The 21,445-nt window shown below is 57.5% G+C and carries 19 protein-coding genes; 12 read left to right on the top strand and 7 right to left on the bottom strand.

Annotated elements, in window-relative coordinates:
- Positions 1 to 37 precede the first annotated feature (37 nt).
- From phoB to proY, 6 genes are all read left to right on the top strand, one after another.
- Complete coding sequence (phoB, locus tag JK621_RS03835; protein WP_004949222.1) at positions 38 to 727, top strand: phosphate response regulator transcription factor PhoB; 690 nt, start codon at positions 38 to 40, stop codon at positions 725 to 727.
- Positions 728 to 751: 24 nt separating this feature from the next.
- Positions 752 to 2,068: a phosphate regulon sensor histidine kinase PhoR gene (gene phoR / locus JK621_RS03840; RefSeq protein WP_212558714.1), complete on the top strand. Its 1,317-nt coding sequence runs from the start codon at positions 752 to 754 to the stop codon at positions 2,066 to 2,068.
- A 16-nt stretch (positions 2,069 to 2,084) separates the two neighbouring features.
- Positions 2,085 to 3,023, top strand: a complete 939-nt coding sequence (locus JK621_RS03845) for a PstS family phosphate ABC transporter substrate-binding protein (RefSeq protein ID WP_212558715.1) — start codon at positions 2,085 to 2,087, stop codon at positions 3,021 to 3,023.
- Between the two features lie 211 nt (positions 3,024 to 3,234).
- A complete protein-coding gene (locus tag JK621_RS03850) occupies positions 3,235 to 4,341 on the top strand; it encodes a cobalamin-independent methionine synthase II family protein (RefSeq protein ID WP_212558716.1) in 1,107 nt (368 codons plus the stop codon).
- 642 nt (positions 4,342 to 4,983) lie between these two features.
- Positions 4,984 to 6,303 (top strand): branched-chain amino acid transport system II carrier protein, encoded by a 1,320-nt coding sequence (gene brnQ / locus JK621_RS03855; protein WP_212558717.1) that lies wholly within the window; start codon positions 4,984 to 4,986, stop codon positions 6,301 to 6,303.
- 70 nt (positions 6,304 to 6,373) lie between these two features.
- Positions 6,374 to 7,780, top strand: a complete 1,407-nt coding sequence (gene proY / locus JK621_RS03860) for a proline-specific permease ProY (protein ID WP_212558718.1) — start codon at positions 6,374 to 6,376, stop codon at positions 7,778 to 7,780.
- Between the two features lie 54 nt (positions 7,781 to 7,834).
- On the opposite strand, the gene JK621_RS03865 is transcribed toward proY, so the two are convergent.
- The 4 genes from JK621_RS03865 to JK621_RS03880 all read right to left on the bottom strand — a co-directional run bounded on the left by JK621_RS03865 (position 7,835) and on the right by JK621_RS03880 (position 10,145).
- Positions 7,835 to 8,122, bottom strand: coding sequence for a HigA family addiction module antitoxin (locus JK621_RS03865; protein WP_212558719.1), 288 nt, complete (start codon positions 8,120 to 8,122; stop codon positions 7,835 to 7,837).
- On the bottom strand, positions 8,122 to 8,400 hold the full coding sequence (locus JK621_RS03870) for a type II toxin-antitoxin system RelE/ParE family toxin (RefSeq protein ID WP_062869834.1): 279 nt from the start codon (positions 8,398 to 8,400) through the stop codon (positions 8,122 to 8,124). Before JK621_RS03870 ends, JK621_RS03865 begins: the two co-directional genes overlap by 1 nt.
- A gap of 84 nt (positions 8,401 to 8,484) precedes the next feature.
- A complete protein-coding gene (locus JK621_RS03875) occupies positions 8,485 to 8,748 on the bottom strand; it encodes a hypothetical protein (RefSeq protein ID WP_212558720.1) in 264 nt (87 codons plus the stop codon).
- Positions 8,749 to 8,882: 134 nt separating this feature from the next.
- Positions 8,883 to 10,145: a mechanosensitive ion channel family protein gene (locus tag JK621_RS03880; RefSeq protein WP_212558721.1), complete on the bottom strand. Its 1,263-nt coding sequence runs from the start codon at positions 10,143 to 10,145 to the stop codon at positions 8,883 to 8,885.
- A 248-nt stretch (positions 10,146 to 10,393) separates the two neighbouring features.
- Here JK621_RS03880 and malZ point away from each other — a divergent pair, with 248 nt between their 5' ends.
- Positions 10,394 to 12,217, top strand: coding sequence for a maltodextrin glucosidase (gene malZ / locus JK621_RS03885; RefSeq protein WP_212558722.1), 1,824 nt, complete (start codon positions 10,394 to 10,396; stop codon positions 12,215 to 12,217).
- Positions 12,218 to 12,282: 65 nt separating this feature from the next.
- On the opposite strand, the gene ggt is transcribed toward malZ, so the two are convergent.
- The 3 genes from ggt to JK621_RS03900 form a co-directional block, all read right to left on the bottom strand.
- Positions 12,283 to 14,046: a gamma-glutamyltransferase gene (gene ggt, locus JK621_RS03890; protein WP_212558723.1), complete on the bottom strand. Its 1,764-nt coding sequence runs from the start codon at positions 14,044 to 14,046 to the stop codon at positions 12,283 to 12,285.
- A 229-nt stretch (positions 14,047 to 14,275) separates the two neighbouring features.
- The gene (locus JK621_RS03895; RefSeq protein WP_004949238.1) at positions 14,276 to 14,878 is read right to left on the bottom strand and encodes a peroxiredoxin C; all 603 of its coding nucleotides are present in this window, start codon (positions 14,876 to 14,878) and stop codon (positions 14,276 to 14,278) included.
- Positions 14,879 to 15,106: 228 nt separating this feature from the next.
- Positions 15,107 to 15,688 (bottom strand): ACP phosphodiesterase, encoded by a 582-nt coding sequence (locus tag JK621_RS03900; RefSeq protein WP_212558724.1) that lies wholly within the window; start codon positions 15,686 to 15,688, stop codon positions 15,107 to 15,109.
- A 120-nt stretch (positions 15,689 to 15,808) separates the two neighbouring features.
- Here JK621_RS03900 and queA point away from each other — a divergent pair, with 120 nt between their 5' ends.
- The 5 genes from queA (at position 15,809) to secF (ending at position 21,422) form a co-directional block, all read left to right on the top strand.
- A complete protein-coding gene (gene queA, locus JK621_RS03905) occupies positions 15,809 to 16,879 on the top strand; it encodes a tRNA preQ1(34) S-adenosylmethionine ribosyltransferase-isomerase QueA (RefSeq protein WP_212558725.1) in 1,071 nt (356 codons plus the stop codon).
- 73 nt (positions 16,880 to 16,952) lie between these two features.
- Positions 16,953 to 18,080: a tRNA guanosine(34) transglycosylase Tgt gene (tgt, locus tag JK621_RS03910; protein WP_212558726.1), complete on the top strand. Its 1,128-nt coding sequence runs from the start codon at positions 16,953 to 16,955 to the stop codon at positions 18,078 to 18,080.
- Between the two features lie 157 nt (positions 18,081 to 18,237).
- Positions 18,238 to 18,570: a preprotein translocase subunit YajC gene (gene yajC, locus JK621_RS03915; protein ID WP_004949246.1), complete on the top strand. Its 333-nt coding sequence runs from the start codon at positions 18,238 to 18,240 to the stop codon at positions 18,568 to 18,570.
- 25 nt (positions 18,571 to 18,595) lie between these two features.
- Complete coding sequence (gene secD / locus JK621_RS03920; protein ID WP_212558727.1) at positions 18,596 to 20,443, top strand: protein translocase subunit SecD; 1,848 nt, start codon at positions 18,596 to 18,598, stop codon at positions 20,441 to 20,443.
- Between the two features lie 10 nt (positions 20,444 to 20,453).
- Positions 20,454 to 21,422: a protein translocase subunit SecF gene (secF, locus tag JK621_RS03925; RefSeq protein ID WP_212558728.1), complete on the top strand. Its 969-nt coding sequence runs from the start codon at positions 20,454 to 20,456 to the stop codon at positions 21,420 to 21,422.
- The last annotated feature ends 23 nt before the right edge of the window (positions 21,423 to 21,445 follow it).

Here is a 21,445-nt window from a genome sequence, read left to right on the forward strand (position 1 = left end):
ATCAACTGTGATCGCTAACACATTGGCAGGATTGACGATGGCAAGACGCATACTGGTGGTGGAAGACGAAGCGCCGATCCGTGAGATGGTGTGCTTTGTGTTGGAACAGAATGGTTACCAACCGTTGGAAGCCGAGGATTATGACAGCGCCGTGACGCGCCTGTCTGAGCCGTTCCCTGATTTGGTGTTGCTCGACTGGATGTTACCCGGCGGTTCCGGTATCCAGTTTATCAAACACATGAAGCGCGAGGCGCTGACCCGCGATATTCCGGTGATGATGCTGACGGCGCGCGGTGAAGAAGAAGACCGGGTGCGCGGTCTGGAAGTGGGTGCGGACGATTACATTACCAAGCCGTTCTCGCCGAAAGAGCTGGTGGCGCGCATCAAGGCGGTAATGCGCCGCATTTCACCGATGGCGGTGGAAGAAGTGATTGAAATGCAAGGGCTGAGCCTGGACCCTTCGTCACACCGCGTAATGGCTAATGAACAGGCGCTGGATATGGGGCCGACCGAGTTCAAACTGCTGCATTTCTTTATGACCCATCCGGAACGTGTTTATAGCCGCGAACAGTTGCTTAATCACGTTTGGGGCACTAACGTTTATGTGGAAGACCGCACCGTTGACGTGCATATCCGCCGGCTCCGTAAGGCGTTAGAGACCACTGGTCATGACAAAATGGTTCAAACCGTTCGGGGCACCGGCTACCGATTCTCAACGCGTTACTGATCGCGTCGCGCTGGAGAATATGCTGTGCTAGAACGCCTTTCCTGGAAGAGGCTGGCCCTGGAGCTGGCTCTTTTCTGTTTACCTGCCTTGTTGCTGGGGCTGATTTTCGGCTATCTGCCCTGGCTGCTGCTGGCCGCCGTGCTGGCGGCGCTGGTATGGAATTTCTACAACCAACTCAAACTTTCCCACTGGTTGTGGGTCGATCGCAGCATGACGCCGCCGCCCGGGCGCTGGAGCTGGGAACCGCTGTTTTACGGCCTGTACCAGATGCAGCAGCGCAACCGTCGTCGTCGTCGTGAACTGGCGTTGTTGATCAAACGCTTTCGCAGCGGCGCGGAATCGCTGCCCGATGCGGTGGTGATGACCACCGTTGAAGGCAATATCTTCTGGTGCAATGGGCTGGCGCAACATCTGCTGGGATTCCGTTGGCCGGAAGACAACGGCCAACACATCCTTAACCTGCTGCGTTACCCGGAGTTCAGCCACTATCTGCAACGGCAGGAGTTCACCCGGCCGCTGACGCTGCAACTCAATAACGAGCACTACGTCGAGTTCCGCGTGATGCCCTATTCGGAAGGGCAACTGTTGATGGTGGCGCGCGACGTCACCCAAATGCGCCAGCTGGAAGGCGCGCGCCGCAACTTCTTCGCCAACGTCAGCCATGAGCTGCGTACCCCGCTGACGGTATTGCAGGGCTACCTGGAGATGATGAGCGACGAGGAGCTGGACGGCTCGCTGCGCGGCAAGGCGTTGGGGACCATGCAGGAGCAGACCCGGCGCATGGACGGGCTGGTCAAACAGCTGCTGACGCTGTCGCGCATTGAGGCGGCACCTAACGTCGATATGAACGAGCGGGTCGATATTCCGCTGATGCTGCGGGTGTTGCAGCGTGAGGCGCAGTCGCTGAGTGGCGGCAACCACGAGATTAGCTTCCGGGTGAATGAGCAGCTCAAGGTGTTCGGCAACGATGACCAACTGCGCAGCGCTGTGTCGAATCTGGTGTATAACGCCGTCAATCATACGCCGAAGGGCACCAATATTGAGGTGAGCTGGCAACAGACGCCAAACGGCGCGCAGTTCCAGGTCAGCGACAACGGGCCGGGCATCGCCGCCGAACATATTCCGCGCCTGACCGAGCGTTTCTACCGCGTCGATAAAGCCCGTTCACGCCAGACCGGCGGCAGCGGGCTGGGGTTGGCGATCGTCAAGCATGCGCTCAGCCACCACGATGCGCGGCTGGAGATCCTCAGCGAGCAGGGGATCGGCACCCGTTTCATCTTTACCTTGCCTAACCGGTTGATTGTTCCTGCAGCTTTATCAGAGAATGCGGTGAAAAATTAACGCGCGAGAGGCTGGCATGATCCGAATTACCCGATGGTTGTTGCTGTGCCTGGCGCTGCTGGCGAGCCGCGGCGCACTGGCGCAGCCGGACGGGATGCTGTCCGGCAACCTGTCGAGCGTCGGCTCAGATACGCTGGCGAACCTGATGGCGCTGTGGGCGCAGGACTTCAGTCAGCACTACCCTAACGTCAATCTGCAGATCCAGGCCGCCGGTTCTTCAACCGCACCTACCGCGTTGGCGGCGGGGGCGGCGCAGCTTGGGCCAATGAGCAGGCCGATGAAGGCGGCGGAAGTGTCGGCGTTCGAACATCGCTATGGCTATGCGCCGCTGGCCGTGCCGGTCGCGGTAGATGCGCTGGTGGTGCTGGTGCATCAGGACAATCCGTTGCGTGGCCTGAACCTGCAGCAGCTCGATCGCATTTTCTCCGCCACTAGGCGCTGCGGCGAAAGCCGGCCGCTGACGCGTTGGGGTGAACTGGGGCTGACCGGCAATTGGCAACAGCGCGATCTGCAGCGTTTCGGGCGAAATTCCGCCTCCGGCACCTACGGCTACTTCAAACTGCGCGCGCTGTGCGGCGGCGACTTTATGCCGCGGGTCAATGAGCTGCCCGGTTCGGCCTCGGTGGTGCAGGCGGTGGCCGGTTCGCTGAACAGCATTGGCTATGCCAGCATCGGCTTTCGCGCCAGCGGCGTGCGCCTGCTGCCGCTGGCTGAGTCGGGCGAAAACTATGTTTTCCCCAATGATACCAACGTGCGCAACGGCAGCTATCCGTTGTCGCGCTACCTGTACATTTACATCAACAAGGCTCCCGACCAACCGCTGGAGCCGCTGACCGCCGCCTTTCTCGATCGCGTCTTGTCCGATGACGGGCAAAAACGGGTCAGCCATGACGGTTACTTGCCGTTGCCACCCGACACGCTGCGTAAAACCCGCCTGGCGCTGGGCCTGAAATAACCTGCCTCCGGACGTTGCACGGCGTCCAACATGAATTTCTCTCAACGCCAATGAAAATTCTTCCATTGCCGCCCGGCAATCGGCATGACAGGATGCCTCTCAATAAGTGTTTAGACGTCTGGATGTCCATTATAACCTGACGTAATAGTTCACACTGTCAATCATTGAAGCAAAGAGGCCCGATCCTTTGCCTGTCACCGGGAGTTTAAATATGTGCGATTGCAACCATGCTTTTCACGCTGACGTTGTCGGCAGTCTGTTGCGCCCTGCGGCGCTGAAAACCGCTCGCCAGCAATTCCAGCAGGGTGAAATCGATGCCGCCCGGCTGCGGGCGGTTGAGGACGAGCAGATTCGTCTGGCGGTGGCAAAACAGAAAGACCTCGGTTTGGCGGTGGTGACGGACGGCGAATTCCGCCGCGCGTGGTGGCATTTCGACTTCCTGGAAGGGCTGGACGGCGTGGAAGGTTATGATGCGGAGCAGGGGATCCAGTTCAACGGCGTGCAAACCCGGGCGCGCAGCATCAAGGTGGTCGGCAAATTGGGTTTTAACCCCCAGCACCCGATGCTGGCGGATTTTCGTTTCCTGAAGGCGACGGCCGGCGATGCGGTGCCGAAAATGACCATTCCCAGCCCGAGCGTGCTGCACTTCCGCGGCGGGCGCAAGGCGATCGACAGCCAGGTTTACCCGGATCTGAAAGCCTATTTTGACGATTTGGCGCAGACCTACCGCGATGCGATCAAGGCGTTTTATGATGCCGGTTGCCGCTACCTGCAACTGGATGACACCGTCTGGGCTTATCTGTGCTCGGACGATCAACGGCGGCAGATCCGCGAGCGCGGCGAGGATCCGGATCGTCTGGCGAAGATTTATGCCGACGTGCTGAACACCGCGATCGCCGGCAAGCCGGACGATCTGACTATCGGTTTGCACGTGTGTCGCGGTAATTTCCGCTCTACCTGGATCTCCGAAGGTGGCTACGAGCCAGTGGCGGAAATCCTGTTCGGCCAGGTGAATATCGACGCTTTCTTCCTGGAGTACGATAACGAGCGCTCCGGTGGTTTCGAGCCGCTGCGCTTTATCAAACCCGGTAAACAGCAGGTGGTGCTGGGCTTGATCACCACCAAAAACGGCGAGCTGGAGGATCGGGAACAGGTGAAGCAGCGCCTCGAGGAGGCCGCGCAGTTTGTCGATCGCCGCCAACTGTGCCTCAGTACCCAGTGCGGATTTGCCTCGACCGAAGAGGGCAATAGCCTGAGCGAACAGCAGCAGTGGAATAAACTGCAAAGCGTGGTGAATATTGCCCGAGAGGTTTGGTAAGTCCCGAGAACCCGTTCAGACCGCGCGGAAACCGACCTTTTATTGGCGTTTTCGCGCGGTCTTACGCCAGATGTTTCACGGTTTGTGAATGCGTCGCTTAAAAATGATACAAATCATGTAGTGTATATTTATTGATAGCCAATATGATCGACTGGTGACAAAAGATTATCTGGTCGATAGCTCTGGTTTTTGTCGCACGCCTTGCCTTTCAACGCTATAAACGTTTAACTTAGCCCCCGTTGTCGGACTAAACCTCCATTTTACCCGTCATGCTTGAAGCTGCCTCTGTGTTGGCTGCGCTCACTTACCCGAACCACTTACCTCAGTAAGCCTATCGGATAAGCGCCTTTGCCGTCGCGTTACTCGGCAAAGCCTCGCCCCCTTGGGGCCAGCGCCAGCGCTGTTCGACAAAACCCGTGGTTTTGTTGTGATGCAACTCCAATTATCTTGGGTATATAACTTATAAAACTCTGCCCAACATCATGAGTGGTCTATTTCGAATAAGGACAAAACGCCGGACGTCATGCGTTTTTTGCTCTTATTGATCTCGCGATGAAAGGGTAAGCCGACAACCGGGTGGGGGCGTTAGGTCACCACGATATCGGGTACTTTTTTTCATTTGAACAGGCAACACGACATCTTATGAGTCATCGTTTAACGTCAAAAGATATTATGGCACTGGGTTTTATGACCTTTGCCTTATTTGTCGGCGCCGGGAACATCATTTTCCCGCCAATGGTCGGTTTACAGTCCGGTGAGCACGTCTGGACCGCTGCAATCGGCTTTCTGATCACCGCAGTCGGTTTGCCGGTGATAACCGTGATCGCTCTGGCGCGCGTTGGCGGCGGTATCGACGCCCTTAGCACGCCGATTGGCCGCAGCGCCGGTTTGCTGCTGGCGACGGTCTGTTATCTGGCGGTTGGCCCGCTGTTCGCCACCCCGCGTACCGCGACCGTGTCCTTTGAAGTGGGTATTGCGCCGCTGACCGGTGACGGCGCCATGCCGCTGTTTATCTACAGCCTGGTGTATTTCGCACTGGTCATCGGCATTTCACTGTATCCGGGCCGCCTGCTCGATACCGTGGGCCACGTGCTGGCTCCGCTGAAAATCGTTGCGCTCGGCGCACTCGGTATTGCCGCGCTGGTTTGGCCCGCGGGCACGCCTATTCCGGCGACCGACATTTATCAGCACGTTCCTTTCTCTTCCGGCTTCGTCAACGGCTATCTGACCATGGATACGCTGGGCGCGCTGGTGTTCGGCATCGTCATCGTCAACGCTGCGCGTTCCCGCGGCGTGAAAGATGCCGGCCTGCTGACGCGTTACACCATTTTGGCCGGCCTGATCGCCGGCGTGGGCCTGACGCTGGTTTATCTGAGCCTGTTCAAGCTGGGCTCCGGCAGCGGCGTGCTGGTGCCGGACGCGACCAACGGCGCGGTGATCCTGCACGCTTATGTGCAAAACACCTTCGGCGGGTTGGGCAGCTTCTTCCTGGCGGCGCTGATCTTCATCGCCTGTATGGTGACTGCGGTAGGCCTGACCTGTGCCTGCGCCGAGTTCTTCGCTCAGTACCTGCCGTTTTCTTATAAGACGCTGGTGTTTATTTTGGGCCTGTTCTCGATGGTGGTTTCCAACCTGGGCCTGAGCCATCTGATCCAGATCTCTATCCCGGTGCTGACCGCGATTTACCCGCCGTGTATCGTGCTGGTGGTATTGAGCTTCACCCTGCGTTGGTGGAACAGCGCGACGCGCATCGTGGCGCCGGTGATGCTGGTCAGCCTGTTGTTTGGTATCCTTGACGCGGTGAAAGCGTCCACCTTCCAGCACCTGTTGCCGGAGTGGACCAATCACCTGCCATTGGCTGCGCAGGGGCTGGCATGGTTGTCGCCTTCTCTGCTGATGCTGGTGTTGGTCGCGATTTATGACCGGGTGTGTACGCGTTCTGAAGTGACCGCGCACCAATAATTCCCCGGCTTAGTCTAGGGCCACGGACTTGTCCGTGGCTTTTTTACGTTTAAAAACACGGGTTATTTTCATGCAACAACAGTCACCCTCCGCCCCTGTGGCCAATAAGCTGAAGCGCGGTCTCAGCACGCGCCATATCCGCTTTATGGCTCTTGGCTCGGCCATCGGCACCGGTCTGTTCTACGGTTCGGCGGATGCCATTAAAATGGCCGGCCCGAGCGTTTTGCTGGCGTACCTGATTGGCGGTATCGTCGCCTTTATCATCATGCGCGCCTTGGGCGAGATGTCGGTCAACAACCCGCAGGCCAGCTCGTTCTCCCGCTACGCGCAGGACTACCTTGGCCCGATGGCCGGGTATATCACCGGCTGGACCTACTGTTTTGAAATCCTGATCGTCGCCATCGCCGACGTGACCGCGTTCGGCATTTATATGGGCGTCTGGTTCCCCGAGGTGCCGCACTGGATTTGGGTGCTGAGCGTGGTGCTGGTGATCGGCGCCATCAACCTGATGAGCGTGAAGGTGTTCGGTGAGCTGGAGTTCTGGTTCTCGTTCTTCAAGGTCGCCACCATCATCATCATGATCGCCGCCGGTATCGGCATCATCATTTGGGGGATTGGCAACGGCGGGCAACCGACCGGCATTCATAATCTGTGGTCCAACGGCGGCTTCTTCAGCAATGGCTTTATCGGCATGATCCTGTCGCTGCAACTCGTGATGTTCGCCTACGGCGGTATCGAGATCATCGGTATTACCGCCGGTGAGGCCAAGGACCCGAAAACGTCGATTCCCAAGGCCATCAACTCGGTGCCGTGGCGTATCCTGGTGTTCTACGTCGGTACGCTGTTCGTCATCATGTCGATTTATCCGTGGAACCAGGTGGGCACCAACGGCAGTCCCTTTGTGCTGACCTTCCAGCACATGGGCATTACCCTGGCCGCCGGCATCCTCAACTTTGTGGTGATCACCGCGTCGCTGTCGGCGATTAACAGCGATGTATTCGGCGTGGGCCGCATGCTGCACGGGATGGCCGAGCAGGGCCATGCGCCGAAGATGTTCAGCAAGGTGTCGAAGCGCGGCATTCCGTGGGTCACGGTGTTGGTGATGATGCTGGCGCTGCTGCTGGCGGTGTATCTCAACTACATCATGCCGGAAAACGTGTTCCTGGTGATTGCCTCGTTGGCGACCTTTGCCACCGTGTGGGTGTGGATCATGATCCTGTGCTCGCAGATTGCCTTCCGCCGCAGTCTGAGCAAAGAGCAGGTGAAAAAGCTGGCGTTCCCGCTGCGCGGCGGCGTGTTCACCTCTGTGGTCGCGATTATCTTCCTGGCGTTCATCATTGGCCTGATAGGCTACTTCCCGACGACCCGCGTTTCGTTGTACGCCGGCCTGGTGTGGGTTGTGCTGCTGCTGGCGGGTTACTACTTCAAGGTCAACCGCCAGAAGAAGCGGGCGGTTCTGGCGCCACAGCAGGATTGAAAATGAAAACACCGGCCAGCGCCGGTGTTTTTTTAAGCTTATGGTTCTGGTCTGTCAGGCAAAATCCAGTTTGCGTAGTTTCGATAGGTCAATGGTTTGTCTGGCGTGCCAGAGATCGTAGGCATCCTGCATTCCCATCCAGACATGTTCGGAACTGCCGATAACAATCGATAAACGTATAGCCATTTCCGGTGAGATATCGGACTTGCCGGTAATCAGACGTTGAACCGTTGATGGCGCTACATCAAGCGCTCTGGCCAGGGCGCGCGCGCTAAGCTGCAATGTCTCCATCGTTTCCTTGATCAGTTCTCCGGGATGTGGCGGGTTATGCATGTGGTTCATCAGTGATAATCCTCATAATTGACGATATAGATATCCCCCTCGGACAATTCAAACGTAATTCGCCAGTTGCCCGTGACGGTGATTGACCAAAGTCCTGTTCGATCGCCCGTCAGCGAATGAAGAAAGAATCCGGGGAGGTCTACATCATTGATTTCCTTAGCCAGATCCAACACGCTCAGCCGGAGGCTGATTTTTTTCGCCTGTTTGGCGTCGATGCCGGCCGTTGAACCAGTTTCAAAGAATTTCTTGAGTCCTTTATGTCTGAAGCTTTTTATCATCCTGATGGCTCCATCGGTGTTGCGTTATACGCATCATAATTGGGTGTTGCGCATGACGCAATGGTTTGTTTTGACCCGTGCAGACTATCGTCTATCCTCGGGTTCATCGTCACCCGAGGCGCGTGTTTCAACACGCAAACTACTGTCGCACAGCCGTTCTTCCTCGTCCTCGCCGGCACAGCGCGCCAGCACTTCACGGATATCCTGCATGCTGCTGCTGAGGGCACTTAGCGAGGGTTGCAGCGTGCGGCTCATGCGGCTTTCGTCCAGCGAGGCGCTGTGCAGGCAGCCGATAAACATCAGGGTGGCCAGCAGGGTAAACAACCGGCGTTTTAACGATTTCAGCAAAGGTGTCTCTTCTTCTGTGCGCGGGAGGAAAGGCTCATTAATGCCGTTTTAATCGCAGAAGAAAAGCGTCTGGAGACATCTGCTGGCAATCGGCAGGGAATAATTACCAGCAGACATAATTACGTCAGCCTGCGTCAGGAAACGTCCGTCGCCGCTCGCATTTGGCTCAGCATGCTACGCATGTCGTTGCCGGTGGGCGTTTGATGCACGCGCAGATCGAACTCGTTAATCACCGCCAGAATATGGTCAAAGATATCGGCCTGAATGCTCTCGTATTCCGCCCACACCGTGGTGTTGGTGAAGGCGTAAATCTCCAGCGGCAAGCCCTCCGGCGTCGGCGCCATTTGGCGCACCATCAGCGTCATGCTCTGATGAATCTTGGGGTGCGCGCGCAGGTAAGCCACCAGGTAGGCGCGCAGCGTGCCGAGGTTGGTCAGGCGGCGGCCGTTGAGCGGCGAGCTGAGATCCACGGCACTCTGCTGATTATAGTGGCTCAGTTCTTGCGTTTTATCGTTCAGATAACGCTGCAGCAGCGGGTTGCGATTCAGGCGCAGTTGCTCTTCCGGGGACAGAAAATGCACGCTGGTAGTATCGATATTGATGCTGCGCTTGATGCGCCGCCCGCCGGATTCCGACATTGAGCGCCAATTCTTGAAGGAATCTGAGATCAGCGCATAGGTGGGAATGGTCGTGACGGTGTTGTCCCAGTTACGCACTTTTACCGTGGTCAGGCCGATGTCGGTGACCGCGCCGTCGGCCCCGTATTTCGGCATCTCCAGCCAGTCGCCGATTTTCAGCATATCGTTGGCGGAAAGCTGAATGCCGGCCACCAGCCCGAGTATGGGGTCCTTGAACACCAGCATCAGCACCGCGGTCATCGCGCCCAGGCCGCTGAGCAGCAGCAATGGCGATTTGCCCATCAGCAATGAAACGATCATGATGCCGATCAGAATGGCGGCTACCAGTTTCAGCCCCTGGAAAATGCCGCGCAGCGGCAGTTGATTCGACAGCGGGCTTTGGCGCAACACCGCCAGCAGCGTATCCAGCAGCGAAAACAGCGACAGCAGGGCAAAGGCCATGATCCAGACCTGCGCGGCGGTGACGATGAACGCCTGCGTCTCGCCGCCGTGCAACCACAGCACGGCCTGCAGATTGATGATGACCCCTTGCAGCAACAGCGCCATGCGCTGAAACAGCTTGTACCGGGTGAGCGCTTGTTGCCATACGCGCTGCGACTGCTGGCCACGGCGCTGGATTGCCGCCAGCACTACGCGGTGCAGCACCAGATGAATGGCCACCGAAATCAGGACGATCAGCCCGAGCACCATCAGCAGAGACATCACCCCGCTGAATTCCAGCCCGAATCTCTCCAGCCACAGTGTTATCTGTTGTTGCATAATCGCTCCTTTAAAAAATGCGCAAAAAATATCCAATACACTCAAAAGACGTTAGCCTAATGGCTGCGGGCCATAATGTGCGGCTGTTTACCCTTTTTTACATAGGGTTGCCGCCGATTGCCTATCTCCGCCCCCCGGCTCCTCCCCGAGTTTAGCGGCCAAAGAGGAGGGGGACTTGCACTCAACGTGGCATTGTTCGCGGTATTGAATAACGTCGTCGATTTCGTTTTGTACAGCAGGAGAACAGTATGCTTAACGCCTGGCATCAACCGGTCCCGCCCTTTGTGGTGAAGAAGGGACAACGCCTGGATATCACGCTGTGGTTACAGGGTGATGATGTGCCTGAAAGGGTGTTTTTACGCGCCGAGCCGGATAACGAAGAATGGCTGCTGATCATGAAAGCGCAGGGCGTTGAGGGCCGGTGGCGTTATCAGGCCAGCCTGACGCTGAACGAAGGAGAGGCCACGCGGCGCTACTGCTTCAAGCTGGTGTGGGCCGATCGTCAGCAATGGTTCGGGCCGCAGGGTTGGTCGCTGATCCCGCCGGGCCAACTGGCGCAGTTTGCGCTCGACGAGCCTGACCGCAGCCCGGCCTGGGTGGCGGATCAGATATTTTATCAAATTTTCCCCGATCGTTTCGCCGGCAGCGGCGGTGAGCACGGCATCCAGAACGGCAGCTATCGCCATCACGCGGCCGGTTGCGACGTGGTGCGTCGCGACTGGCAGCATCCGCTGGAAGACCTGAATGCCGCTTCCACTTTTTATGGCGGCGATTTGGATGGCATCAGTCAAAAGCTGCCTTACCTGCAGAAGCTGGGCGTCACGGCGCTGTACCTGAATCCGATTTTCACCGCGCCAAGCGTGCATAAATACGACACCGAAGACTATTACCAGGTCGATCCCTATTTCGGTGGCAACGCCGCCTTGCAGCGTTTGCGAGTGAGTACTCACAAGGTTGGCATGAAACTGGTGCTGGACGGGGTGTTTAACCATACCGGCGATTCCCACCCCTGGTTTGATCGCCATCAGCAGGGCGACAACGGCGCCTGTCATCACCCGGATTCACCGTACCGCGGCTGGTTCAATTTCTACCCTGACGGCCGGGCGCTGGACTGGAAAGGTAACGCCAGCCTGCCGAAGCTCAATTTTGCCGAGCCTCAGGTGGCCGAGAAGATTTATCGCGGCGAGGGTAGCGTGGTGCGCCACTGGTTACGCCCACCCTACAGCATCGACGGTTGGCGGCTGGACGTAGTGCACATGCTGGGCGAGAACGGCGGTGCTACCGGCAATCTCCAACATCTTGCCGGCATTTATCAGGCGGTTAAACAGGAAAACCCGCAGGCCTACGTGCTGGGCGAACACTTTGGCGACGCGCGCCGCTGGCTGCATGCCGGCGTGGAAGACGCGGCGATGAACTATATGGGCTTCGCCCTGCCGGTAAGAGGGTTCCTTGCCGGGCTGGACGTGGCGCATCATCCGGTGCAGATCGATGCTGCGGACTGCGCGCAGTGGATGGACGGCTACCGTGCCGGGTTGCCGCACGGCAGCCAACTGATTCAGTTTAACCAGCTCGACAGCCATGATACTGCGCGCTTTCTGACCCTGTTGCAGGGCAATCAGGCACGCATGCAAATGGCGGCGGTGTGGCTGATGAGCTGGATTGGCGTTCCCTGCTTATATTATGGCGACGAGATTGGCCTGGATGGCGCCAACGACCCGTTCTGCCGCAAGCCGTTCCCGTGGGATGAGAACCAGTGGGATCAGAACCTGCTGGCGCTGTGCCGGCGAATGGCGGCGCTGCGCAAACAGAGCCTGGCGCTGCGTCGCGGTGGTTGCCAGGTGCTGCATGCCGTCGGTGAAACGCTGGTGTTCGTGCGCATTTATCAACGGGAACAGGTCTTGGTGGCGTTACAGCGTGGCGGCAGCGGTGAAGTGGCGTTGCCGTACAGCCCGCTGCTGGCCGCAGGCCAATGGCAGCGGCTGGAAGGGCATGGTGAGCTGAGAGAAGAGCAGAACGGCATGACGCTGCAACTGGGCGAAGAGTCGGTCACCTTGTGGCGACGGGTAGGCTAAGACAGCAAAGGGGCCGATAAACCGGCCCCTGATTAAGTTAGTGTGCGTTCACACTTTCTATAAGATCAATAGCCTACCGCTGAACCTGCCGGGCGGCGCACGTCATTGGCGCCGTACAGATAACCTTCGCGTACCTTGCCGGAAACCGCCGAATCGTTGCCGGAGTTGGCTGGGCTGACGCCGGCGGCACCCGGCAGCCCCACCAGAATCAGTTCGGCGGCGCCCCACGGCGTTTGCTCAACCATCTTGTACCCCATGCCGCCCAGGAGTTTCAGCGTATCGGCGGAAACGCCACGCTGCTCGTAATAAACTTCGTCCGGCAGCCATTGATGGTGAATGCGGGGGGCATCCACCGCCTCCTGCGGCGCCATGCCGTGGTCGATCACGTTCAGTGCGGTCTGCAGGGTGATGGTGATGATGCGCGAACCGCCCGGCGAGCCAAGCACCATAAAGATTTTGTTGTCTTTGGTCACCAGCGTCGGGCTCATCGACGATAGTGGGCGCTTACCGGGGGCAATGCTGTTGGCGGTGCCCTGCACCAGTCCGTACAGGTTTTTCTCGCCGACCTTAACGGTAAAATCGTCCATTTCATCGTTAAGGAAGAAACCTGTACCCGGGGCTATCACGACCGCGCCAAAGCGGCCGTTGACGGTATAGGTGGTGGATACTGCGTTGCCGTCATGATCGACAATGGAATAGTGGGTGGTTTCCGGTTTCTCGTGGGGCTCCATGCCCGGCTGCACGTTCTCCGACGGCGTGGCCTTGTCTGCCACAATTTTTTTGCGGATCTCTTCGGCGTAGCTCTTGCTGACCAAGCGATCGATCGGGTTCTTGATGAATTCCGGGTCGCCAAGGTAGGTATTACGGTCCATATAGGCGTGGCGCATCGCTTCGGTCAGGGTGTGGATGGCCGCCGCCGAGTTAAAGCCCATACTTTTCAGATCATAACCTTCGACCACGTTGAGGATTTCGCACAGCGTTACGCCGCCGGAACTGGGTGGCGGTGCGGAAACAAATTTATAGCCACGGTAGCTGCAGGTAATGGGCGGCGTTTCGGTCACTTTGTAGTTGGCGAAGTCGCTCGCCGTCAGGATGCCGCCGCCTTGTTTGGCTGCGGCCTCCACGGCCTGCGGGATCTTGCCCTTATAGAAGGCGTCCGGGCCGTCTTTGGCGATGGCTTCCAGGGTGTTGGCCAGATCGCTCTGCACCAGACGGTCGCCCGGTTGCAGTGCGCTGCCGTCCGGGCGCAGGAAGATCTTGGCGGATTCCGGGTCCTGTTTGAAGCGGGCGACGGTGGTATCGAGAATATCTGTATCGGCACGGGTCAGTACAAAGCCTTCGCGCGCCAGTTTGATCGCCGGCCCCATCACCTGCTCGCGGCTCAGCTTGCCGTATTTCTGGCGTGCGGTTTCCATGCCCAGCACGGTGCCCGGCACGCCCGCCGCCAGGTAGCCATACAGGCTGGCGCCTTTTTTCACGTTGCCTTCGGCATCCAGGTACATGTTGGCGCTGGCTGCCGCCGGAGCGGTTTCACGGAAGTTGATAAAGGTGTCGGTACCGTCGGCCAGGTGTACCGTCATAAAACCGCCGCCGCCGATGTTGCCGCAGCAGGGGTTAACCACCGCCTGCGCATAACCGACCGCTACTGCGGCATCAATGGCGTTGCCGCCCAACTTGAGGATATCGACGCCCACCTGCGAGGCGAGATGTTGCGATGTCACTACCATGCCATTTTTGGCTTCGACCGCCGGGTTGGAGGCGGCGTACAGGCTGCTGCTGACCAGCAGCGCCGCCATGGTCAGCGGCTTGCTCCATTTCTGTAAAAACATAGTTATTCCTACCCTGTCAGTGTTCTTATTGTGATTGGCTTGCCGTTTTACCCTGCAAAGAGCGAGCCAGCGTTATTTATAGTAGCTACAGGTGGGGTATTACGCGGTATTCAGGGCAGGAAATGTGAGCGGAAACAGGGAAATAAAGCCCGGGTGGGGGGCAGGCTGCCCTAAAAAAGAGCAAAAAAAACCGGCCGCGAGGGCCGGTTGATTCACTTGCAGGCTGAAATTACAGCTTGGAAGCGTTCTCGGACAGGTATTTAGCTACGCCGTCTGGAGATGCGCCCATACCTGCTTTGCCTTTTTCCCACTGAGCCGGGCACACTTCGCCGTGCTCTTCGTGGAATTGCAGCGCATCAACGGTACGGATCATTTCGTCGATGTTACGGCCGATTGGCAGGTCGTTAACAACCTGAGCGCGAACCACACCGTCTTTGTCGATCAGGAAAGAGCCGCGCAGCGCAACGCCGGCTTCCGGGTGCTCGATACCGTAAGCTTTCTGAATTTCACGCTTGATGTCAGCAACCATGGCGTATTTCACTTCACCGATGCCGCCATTTTCGACAGGGGTTTTACGCCATGCGTTGTGAACGAATTCTGAGTCGAATGAAACGCCAACCACTTCAACGCCACGCTTCTGGAACTCTTCATAGCGGTGATCGAAAGCGATCAGCTCAGAAGGACATACGAAGGTGAAGTCCATCGGCCAGAAGAACAGTACGGCCGGTTTGCCGTTCAGGTGCTTCTTAAAGTTGAAGTTTTCAACGATTTCGCCGCTGCCCAGTACGGCAGCTGCAGTGAAGTCAGGGGCTTGACGAGTTACCAGGACCATAATTACTCCTGTAATAGGTGTTAAGGGGTTGATGTAAAAGCAAGGGCCAGTATAGGGACCAAGACCCGGCGAATAAAGGGTAAAAGACCAATCGATGAGATAGCTTTTACCTATCGAATTTGGCAATTGAATTTAGCAGGCTTTAAAATAACCTTTTCCCGCAAAAGGGCAAGGCTTAAAACCCGGTTTCTTGTAAAGCGTCGCATTTTCAACGGGTTTGGTTTGCGCTTAAAGCTTTTTGTCTTTTGCCTGCTGCATCATCTGCGGATAAAACTGCCAGAACTGTGTTTCAAGCTGATGATAGTGGCGCTCCACGTCGGCGAAAGAGCCGGCCAGAGCCGCCAGACGGGGACGGCGGCTGGCCATGCCGGCCAGCACGGTGCCGATAAACGGCAGCTCGGCGTAGCGCTCCAGCCAACGTTCCTGCCATAAATACCCGTTTAAGTTCTGAAAGCGCGGCGGCGTCAGCGGCAAATGCGGAACGATCTGGCTGCGGGCCTCTTGGGTAAAGCTGCGCAGGCTGAGGGAGGGTTCCAACTGTTGCCAGTGGCGCGCCAGGAAATGATCCCACACCACGTCGAGCGTGATGGGCGCCACGCGGCGGTGTTCGTCACTGAAGAAGTCACGACAGACTTTCACCTGGGGCAGGCTGTCGGTCAGTACGTCGACGCGGCGGTGCATCATTATGCCGGCCACTACCTCGGGATTGTACTCGCCTGCGGGGTTGCCGCGCACGAAGTCGGCCAACAGGTTGCCCAGCAGCGAGCTTTCCGCCAACTGAGCCAAATGGAGATGTGCAAGGAAGTTCATCCGGGCATTGTATCCGAAGTCGCGCAAATCCTCCTTATTTCTTGCTGCTGACCGCCGGCGGCTTTAGACTAGGCCGCTTATTTTTTACCAACCAGTTCTATATTGAAGAAGTGAATACCCATGCGCGTCGCCGATTTTTCCTTTGAACTTCCCGAGTCCCTGATTGCCCATTATCCTCAGCCTGAGCGCAGCGGTTGCCGTTTGCTGCAGCTGGACGGGCCGAGCGGGGCGCTGACGCACGGCGTATTCACCGATCTGCTGGACAACCTGGAAGCCGGTGATCTGCTGGTATTCAACAACACCCGCGTGATCCCGGCGCGCATGTTTGGCCGCAAGGTCAGCGGCGGCAAGATTGAAGTGCTGGTTGAGCGCGTGCTGGACGATCATCGGGTGTTGGCGCACGTGCGCGCTTCAAAAGCGCCGAAGCCGGGCGCAGAACTGCTGCTGGGCGATGACGAAAGCGTTGCCGCCACCATGGTGGCACGCCACGATACGCTGTTCGAATTGCGCTTCAACGATGAACGCGATGTGTTCGCCATCCTCAATGCCGTTGGCCATATGCCGCTGCCGCCGTATATCGATCGGCCGGATGAAGACGCCGACCGCGAGCTTTATCAGACGGTTTACAGCGAGAAGCCGGGTGCCGTTGCGGCGCCGACCGCCGGGCTGCACTTCGATGAGCCGCTGCTGGCGGCGTTGCGCGCGAAGGGCGTCGAGATGGCGTTTGTCACTCTGCATGTGGGCGCGGGCACCTTCCAGCCGGTGCGGGTGGAAACCATCGAAGAGCACGTGATGCACGCCGAATACGCGGAAGTGCCGCAGGATGTGGTTGACGCGGTGCTGGCCTGCAAGGCACGGGGCAAGCGCGTAGTCGCGGTGGGAACCACCTCGGTACGTTCGCTGGAAAGCGCGGCCAACGCCAGCAAGGATGCGCTGATTGCGCCGTTCTTCGGCGATACCAGCATCTTTATCTTCCCGGGTTACCACTATCAGGTGATCGACGCGCTGGTGACCAATTTCCACCTGCCGGAGTCGACGTTGATTATGTTGGTATCCGCCTTCGCCGGTTATAAAAACACCATGCACGCCTATCAGCAGGCGGTGGCCGAGCAGTACCGTTTCTTCAGCTATGGCGATGCGATGTTCATCAGCCGTAATCCGCAGGCGGAACACGAGTCCGTCGGCAAATAAATTCCCTGAGTCGCGCAACTGGCGCGGCTCGATGTTAATCACGCCAGACTGTTTCTCTGGCGCTGGAGGTTTTGTGAAGTACGAATTACAAGCAACTGATGGCCGCGCCCGCCGCGGCCGCCTGATTTTTGAGCGCGGCGTGGTGGAAACCCCGGCCTTTATGCCGGTCGGCACCTACGGCACGGTAAAAGGCATGACGCCGGAAGAAGTGAAAGAGACCGGCGCGCAGATCCTGCTGGGCAATACCTTCCACCTGTGGCTGCGCCCAGGGCAGGAGATCATGAAACTGCATGGCGATCTGCATGATTTCATGCAGTGGCACGGTCCGATCCTGACCGACTCCGGCGGTTTCCAGGTGTTCAGCCTGGGGGCGATGCGCAAAATTAAAGAGGAGGGCGTTTATTTCCGTAATCCGATTAACGGCGATAAAGTGTTCCTCAGCCCGGAAAAATCGATGGAAATCCAGTATGACCTGGGTTCCGACATCGTCATGATCTTCGACGAGTGCACGCCGTATCCGGCCGACTGGGACTACGCCAAAAGCTCGATGGAAATGTCGCTGCGCTGGGCGCAGCGCAGCCGTCAACGTTTTGACGAACTGAATAATAAAAACGCCTTATTCGGCATTATTCAGGGCGGCGTTTACGAAGATTTACGAGATGTTTCAGTAAAAGGGCTGGTGGATATCGGCTTTGATGGTTACGCTGTTGGCGGCTTGGCGGTAGGCGAGCCAAAAGAGGATATGCATCGTATTCTCGAACATGTTTGCCCGCAAATTCCGGAAGATAAGCCACGCTACCTGATGGGCGTCGGCAAACCGGAAGATCTGGTTGAAGGCGTGCGTCGCGGTATCGATATGTTCGACTGCGTGATGCCAACGCGTAATGCCCGTAACGGCCACTTGTTCGTGACTGACGGTGTGGTAAAAATCCGTAATGCCAAGCACAAGGATGATACTTCTCCGCTGGATAAAGACTGTGATTGCTACACGTGTCGCAATTACAGCCGCGCCTACTTGCATCATCTCGATCGTTGCAACGAAATACTGGGTGCCCGATTGAATACCATTCATAACCTGCGCCACTACCAACGCCTGATGGCGGGTTTACGCCAGGCTATTGAACAGGGTAAATTAGAGCTGTTTGTTACGGATTTCTACGGTCGGATCGGCAAACCGGTTCCACCTTTAACTGCCCAATAGATTTCAAGTTGCAGCCAGGCGGCGACCGAATGAATCCCCAGGCGCTTAGATAGCTAAGTGACTGGGGTGAAAGAGAGAAGCCAACATCGCTGCAGTTTGAAAGATGAAGGGTAGAAACGCTTGAATTAATAATTGATAACTTAATGAGGGAATTTCAATGAGCTTTTTCATTTCTGACGCCGTCGCATCCGCAGGGGCCCCGGCTCAGGGAAGCCCGTACTCTCTGATCATTATGCTGGTCGTGTTTGGTCTGATTTTCTATTTCATGATCCTGCGCCCACAGCAAAAACGCGCCAAAGAGCACAAGAAGCTGATGGACTCGATTGGCAAGGGTGATGAAGTGCTGACCACCGGTGGCCTGATTGGCCGCGTGACCAAAGTGGCTGACACCGGCATCATCGCCATTGCGCTGAACGACACCACGGAAGTGATGATCAAGCGTGACTTCGTGGCGGCCGTTCTGCCGAAAGGTACCATGAAGGCCCTGTAATTTTGTTTTCCCTAAGGGAATTGCCGTGCTAAACCGTTATCCTTTGTGGAAGTATCTGATGCTGATCGTCGTGATCATCGTCGGTCTGCTTTATGCGCTTCCCAACCTCTATGGTGAGGATCCGGCTGTACAAATCACTGGCGCGCGCGGTGTCGCCGCCAGTGAAACTACGCTGGACCAAGTCCGTACCGTATTAGAAAAAGACAATATCGCGAGCAAGTCGATTGCGCTGGAAAATGGCGCCATCCTGGCTCGCTTTAAAGATCCTGACGTTCAGTTGCGTGCCCGTGAAGCCTTGATGGCGGAGCTGGGCGACAAGTTCGTCGTCGCGCTGAACCTGGCCCCGGCCACACCGGCCTGGTTGGCCATGCTGGGCGCCGAACCGATGAAACTGGGCCTGGACCTGCGTGGCGGCGTGCACTTCCTGATGGAAGTGGACATGGACACCGCGCTGAGCAAGCTGCAGGAACAAACCATGGATACCCTGCGCAGCGAGCTGCGTGAAAAGGGCATTCCTTATGCGTCTATCCGCAAGCTGGACAACAACGGCGTGGAAGTTCGCTTCCGTGACGATGCCGCCCGCGATCAGGCCATCAGCTACATTACCCCGCGTCAGCGCGATATGGTGCTTTCCGCCAATGGCACCAACACGCTGAAAGCCAGCCTGACGGATGCTCGTCTGAGCGAAGCGCGCGAATACGCGGTGCAGCAGAACATCACTATCCTGCGTAACCGCGTTAACCAGCTCGGCGTTGCCGAACCGCTGGTGCAGCGCCAGGGTTCCGACCGTATCGTGGTTGAATTGCCGGGTATTCAGGACACCGCACGCGCCAAAGAGATCCTGGGCGCTACCGCTACGCTGGAATTCCGTCTGGTCAACACCAACGCGGATGCGACAGCCGCGGCCAACGGCCGTGTACCGGGCGATTCCGAGGTGAAAAACACGCGCGAAGGCCAGCCGGTAGTGCTGTATAAGCGTGTGATCCTGACCGGTGACCACATCACCGACTCCACCTCCAGCACCGACGAATACAACCAGCCGCAGGTTAATATCTCGCTCGACAGCGCCGGTGGCACGTCAATGTCCAACTTCACCAAGGACAACATCGGCAAACCGATGGCGACCCTGTTCGTGGAGTATAAGGACAGCGGCAAGAAAGACGCCAACGGCCGTGCGGTTCTGGTGAAACAGGAAGAAGTGATCAACGTGGCGAACATTCAGTCGCGCTTGGGCAACAGCTTCCGCATCACCGGTATCGGCAACCCGAACGAAGCGCGCCAGCTCTCGCTGCTGCTGCGTGCCGGTGCGCTGATCGCGCCTATCCAGATCGTGGAAGAGCGCACTATCGGCCCAACCCTGGGGCAACAGAACATTACCCAAGGTCTGGAAGCCTGTCTGTGGGGCCTGGTGGCTTCTATCGTGTTCATGGTGGTCTGGTACCGTAAGTTCGGCATGATCGCCACCACGGCGCTGGTTGCCAACCTGGTGCTGATTGTCGGCGTGATGTCCCTGCTGCCGGGGGCGACGCTGACCATGCCGGGCATTGCCGGTATCGTGCTGACGCTGGCGGTGGCGGTCGACGCCAACGTGCTGATAAACGAACGTATCAAGGAAGAGCTGAAGAACGGACGTTCCGTTCAACAGGCGATCCATGAAGGCTATAAAGGCGCGTTCTCCAGTATCGTTGACGCCAACATCACGACCCTGATCACCGCGATCATTCTGTACGCAGTGGGCACCGGTTCGATCAAGGGCTTTGCGATTACCACCGCAATCGGTGTGGCGACGTCCATGTTCACCGCGATTGTCGGTACCCGTGCCATCGTCAACCTGCTTTACGGCGGCAAACGCATTAACAAGCTGTCTATCTGAGGAGTGCGTTGTGGCACAGGATTATACTGTTGAACAACTCAACTACGGCCGTAAAGTCTATGACTTTATGCGCTGGGATTACGTGGCCTTCGGCATCTCTTTGCTGTTGTTGGTCGCGTCAATCGCCACCATGTCGGTGCGCGGGTTTAACTGGGGTCTGGATTTCACCGGCGGTACGGTAATCGAAATCAGCCTGGAAAAGCCGGCTAACCTCGATCTGATGCGCGATACGCTGGAAAAAGCCGGGTTCCAGGACCCGATTATTCAGAACTTCGGCAGCAGCCGTGACGTGATGGTGCGTATGCCACCGGCGACCGGCACCGCAGGCCAGGAACTGGGCAATAAAGTGATCGGTGTGATCAACGGCACGGTGGATAAAAACGCCACCGTGAAGCGTATCGAGTTCGTCGGCCCGAGCGTGGGCAGCGAACTGGCGCAGACCGGCGGCATGGCGCTGCTGGTGGCGTTGATCTGTATCCTGATCTACGTCGGTTTCCGCTTCGAATGGCGCCTGGCGCTTGGGGCGGTTATTGCGCTGGCGCACGACGTGATCATCACCATGGGCGTGCTGTCGCTGTTCCGTATCGAGATTGACCTGACCATCGTCGCATCATTGATGTCGGTTATCGGTTACTCGCTGAACGACAGTATCGTGGTTTCCGACCGTATTCGTGAGAACTTCCGCAAGATCCGTCGCGGGACGCCTTACGAAATCATGAACGTGTCGTTGACCCAAACGCTGAGCCGTACATTGATGACCTCAGGTACCACCTTGATGGTGGTGCTGATGCTGTACATCTTCGGTGGCGCCATGCTGCAGGGCTTCTCGTTGGCGATGCTGATCGGCGTGTCTATCGGGACCATATCCTCTATCTACGTAGCGTCCGCGCTGGCGTTGAAACTGGGTATGAAACGCGAGCACATGCTGCAGCAGAAAGTGGAAAAAGAGGGCGCAGATCAGCCTTCGATTCTGCCTTAATAGGCTGCGTTTTCAGTGAAGTA

The sequence above is a fragment of the Serratia plymuthica genome, from assembly GCF_018336935.1.
Classification (GTDB): Bacteria; Pseudomonadota; Gammaproteobacteria; order Enterobacterales; family Enterobacteriaceae; genus Serratia; species Serratia plymuthica_B.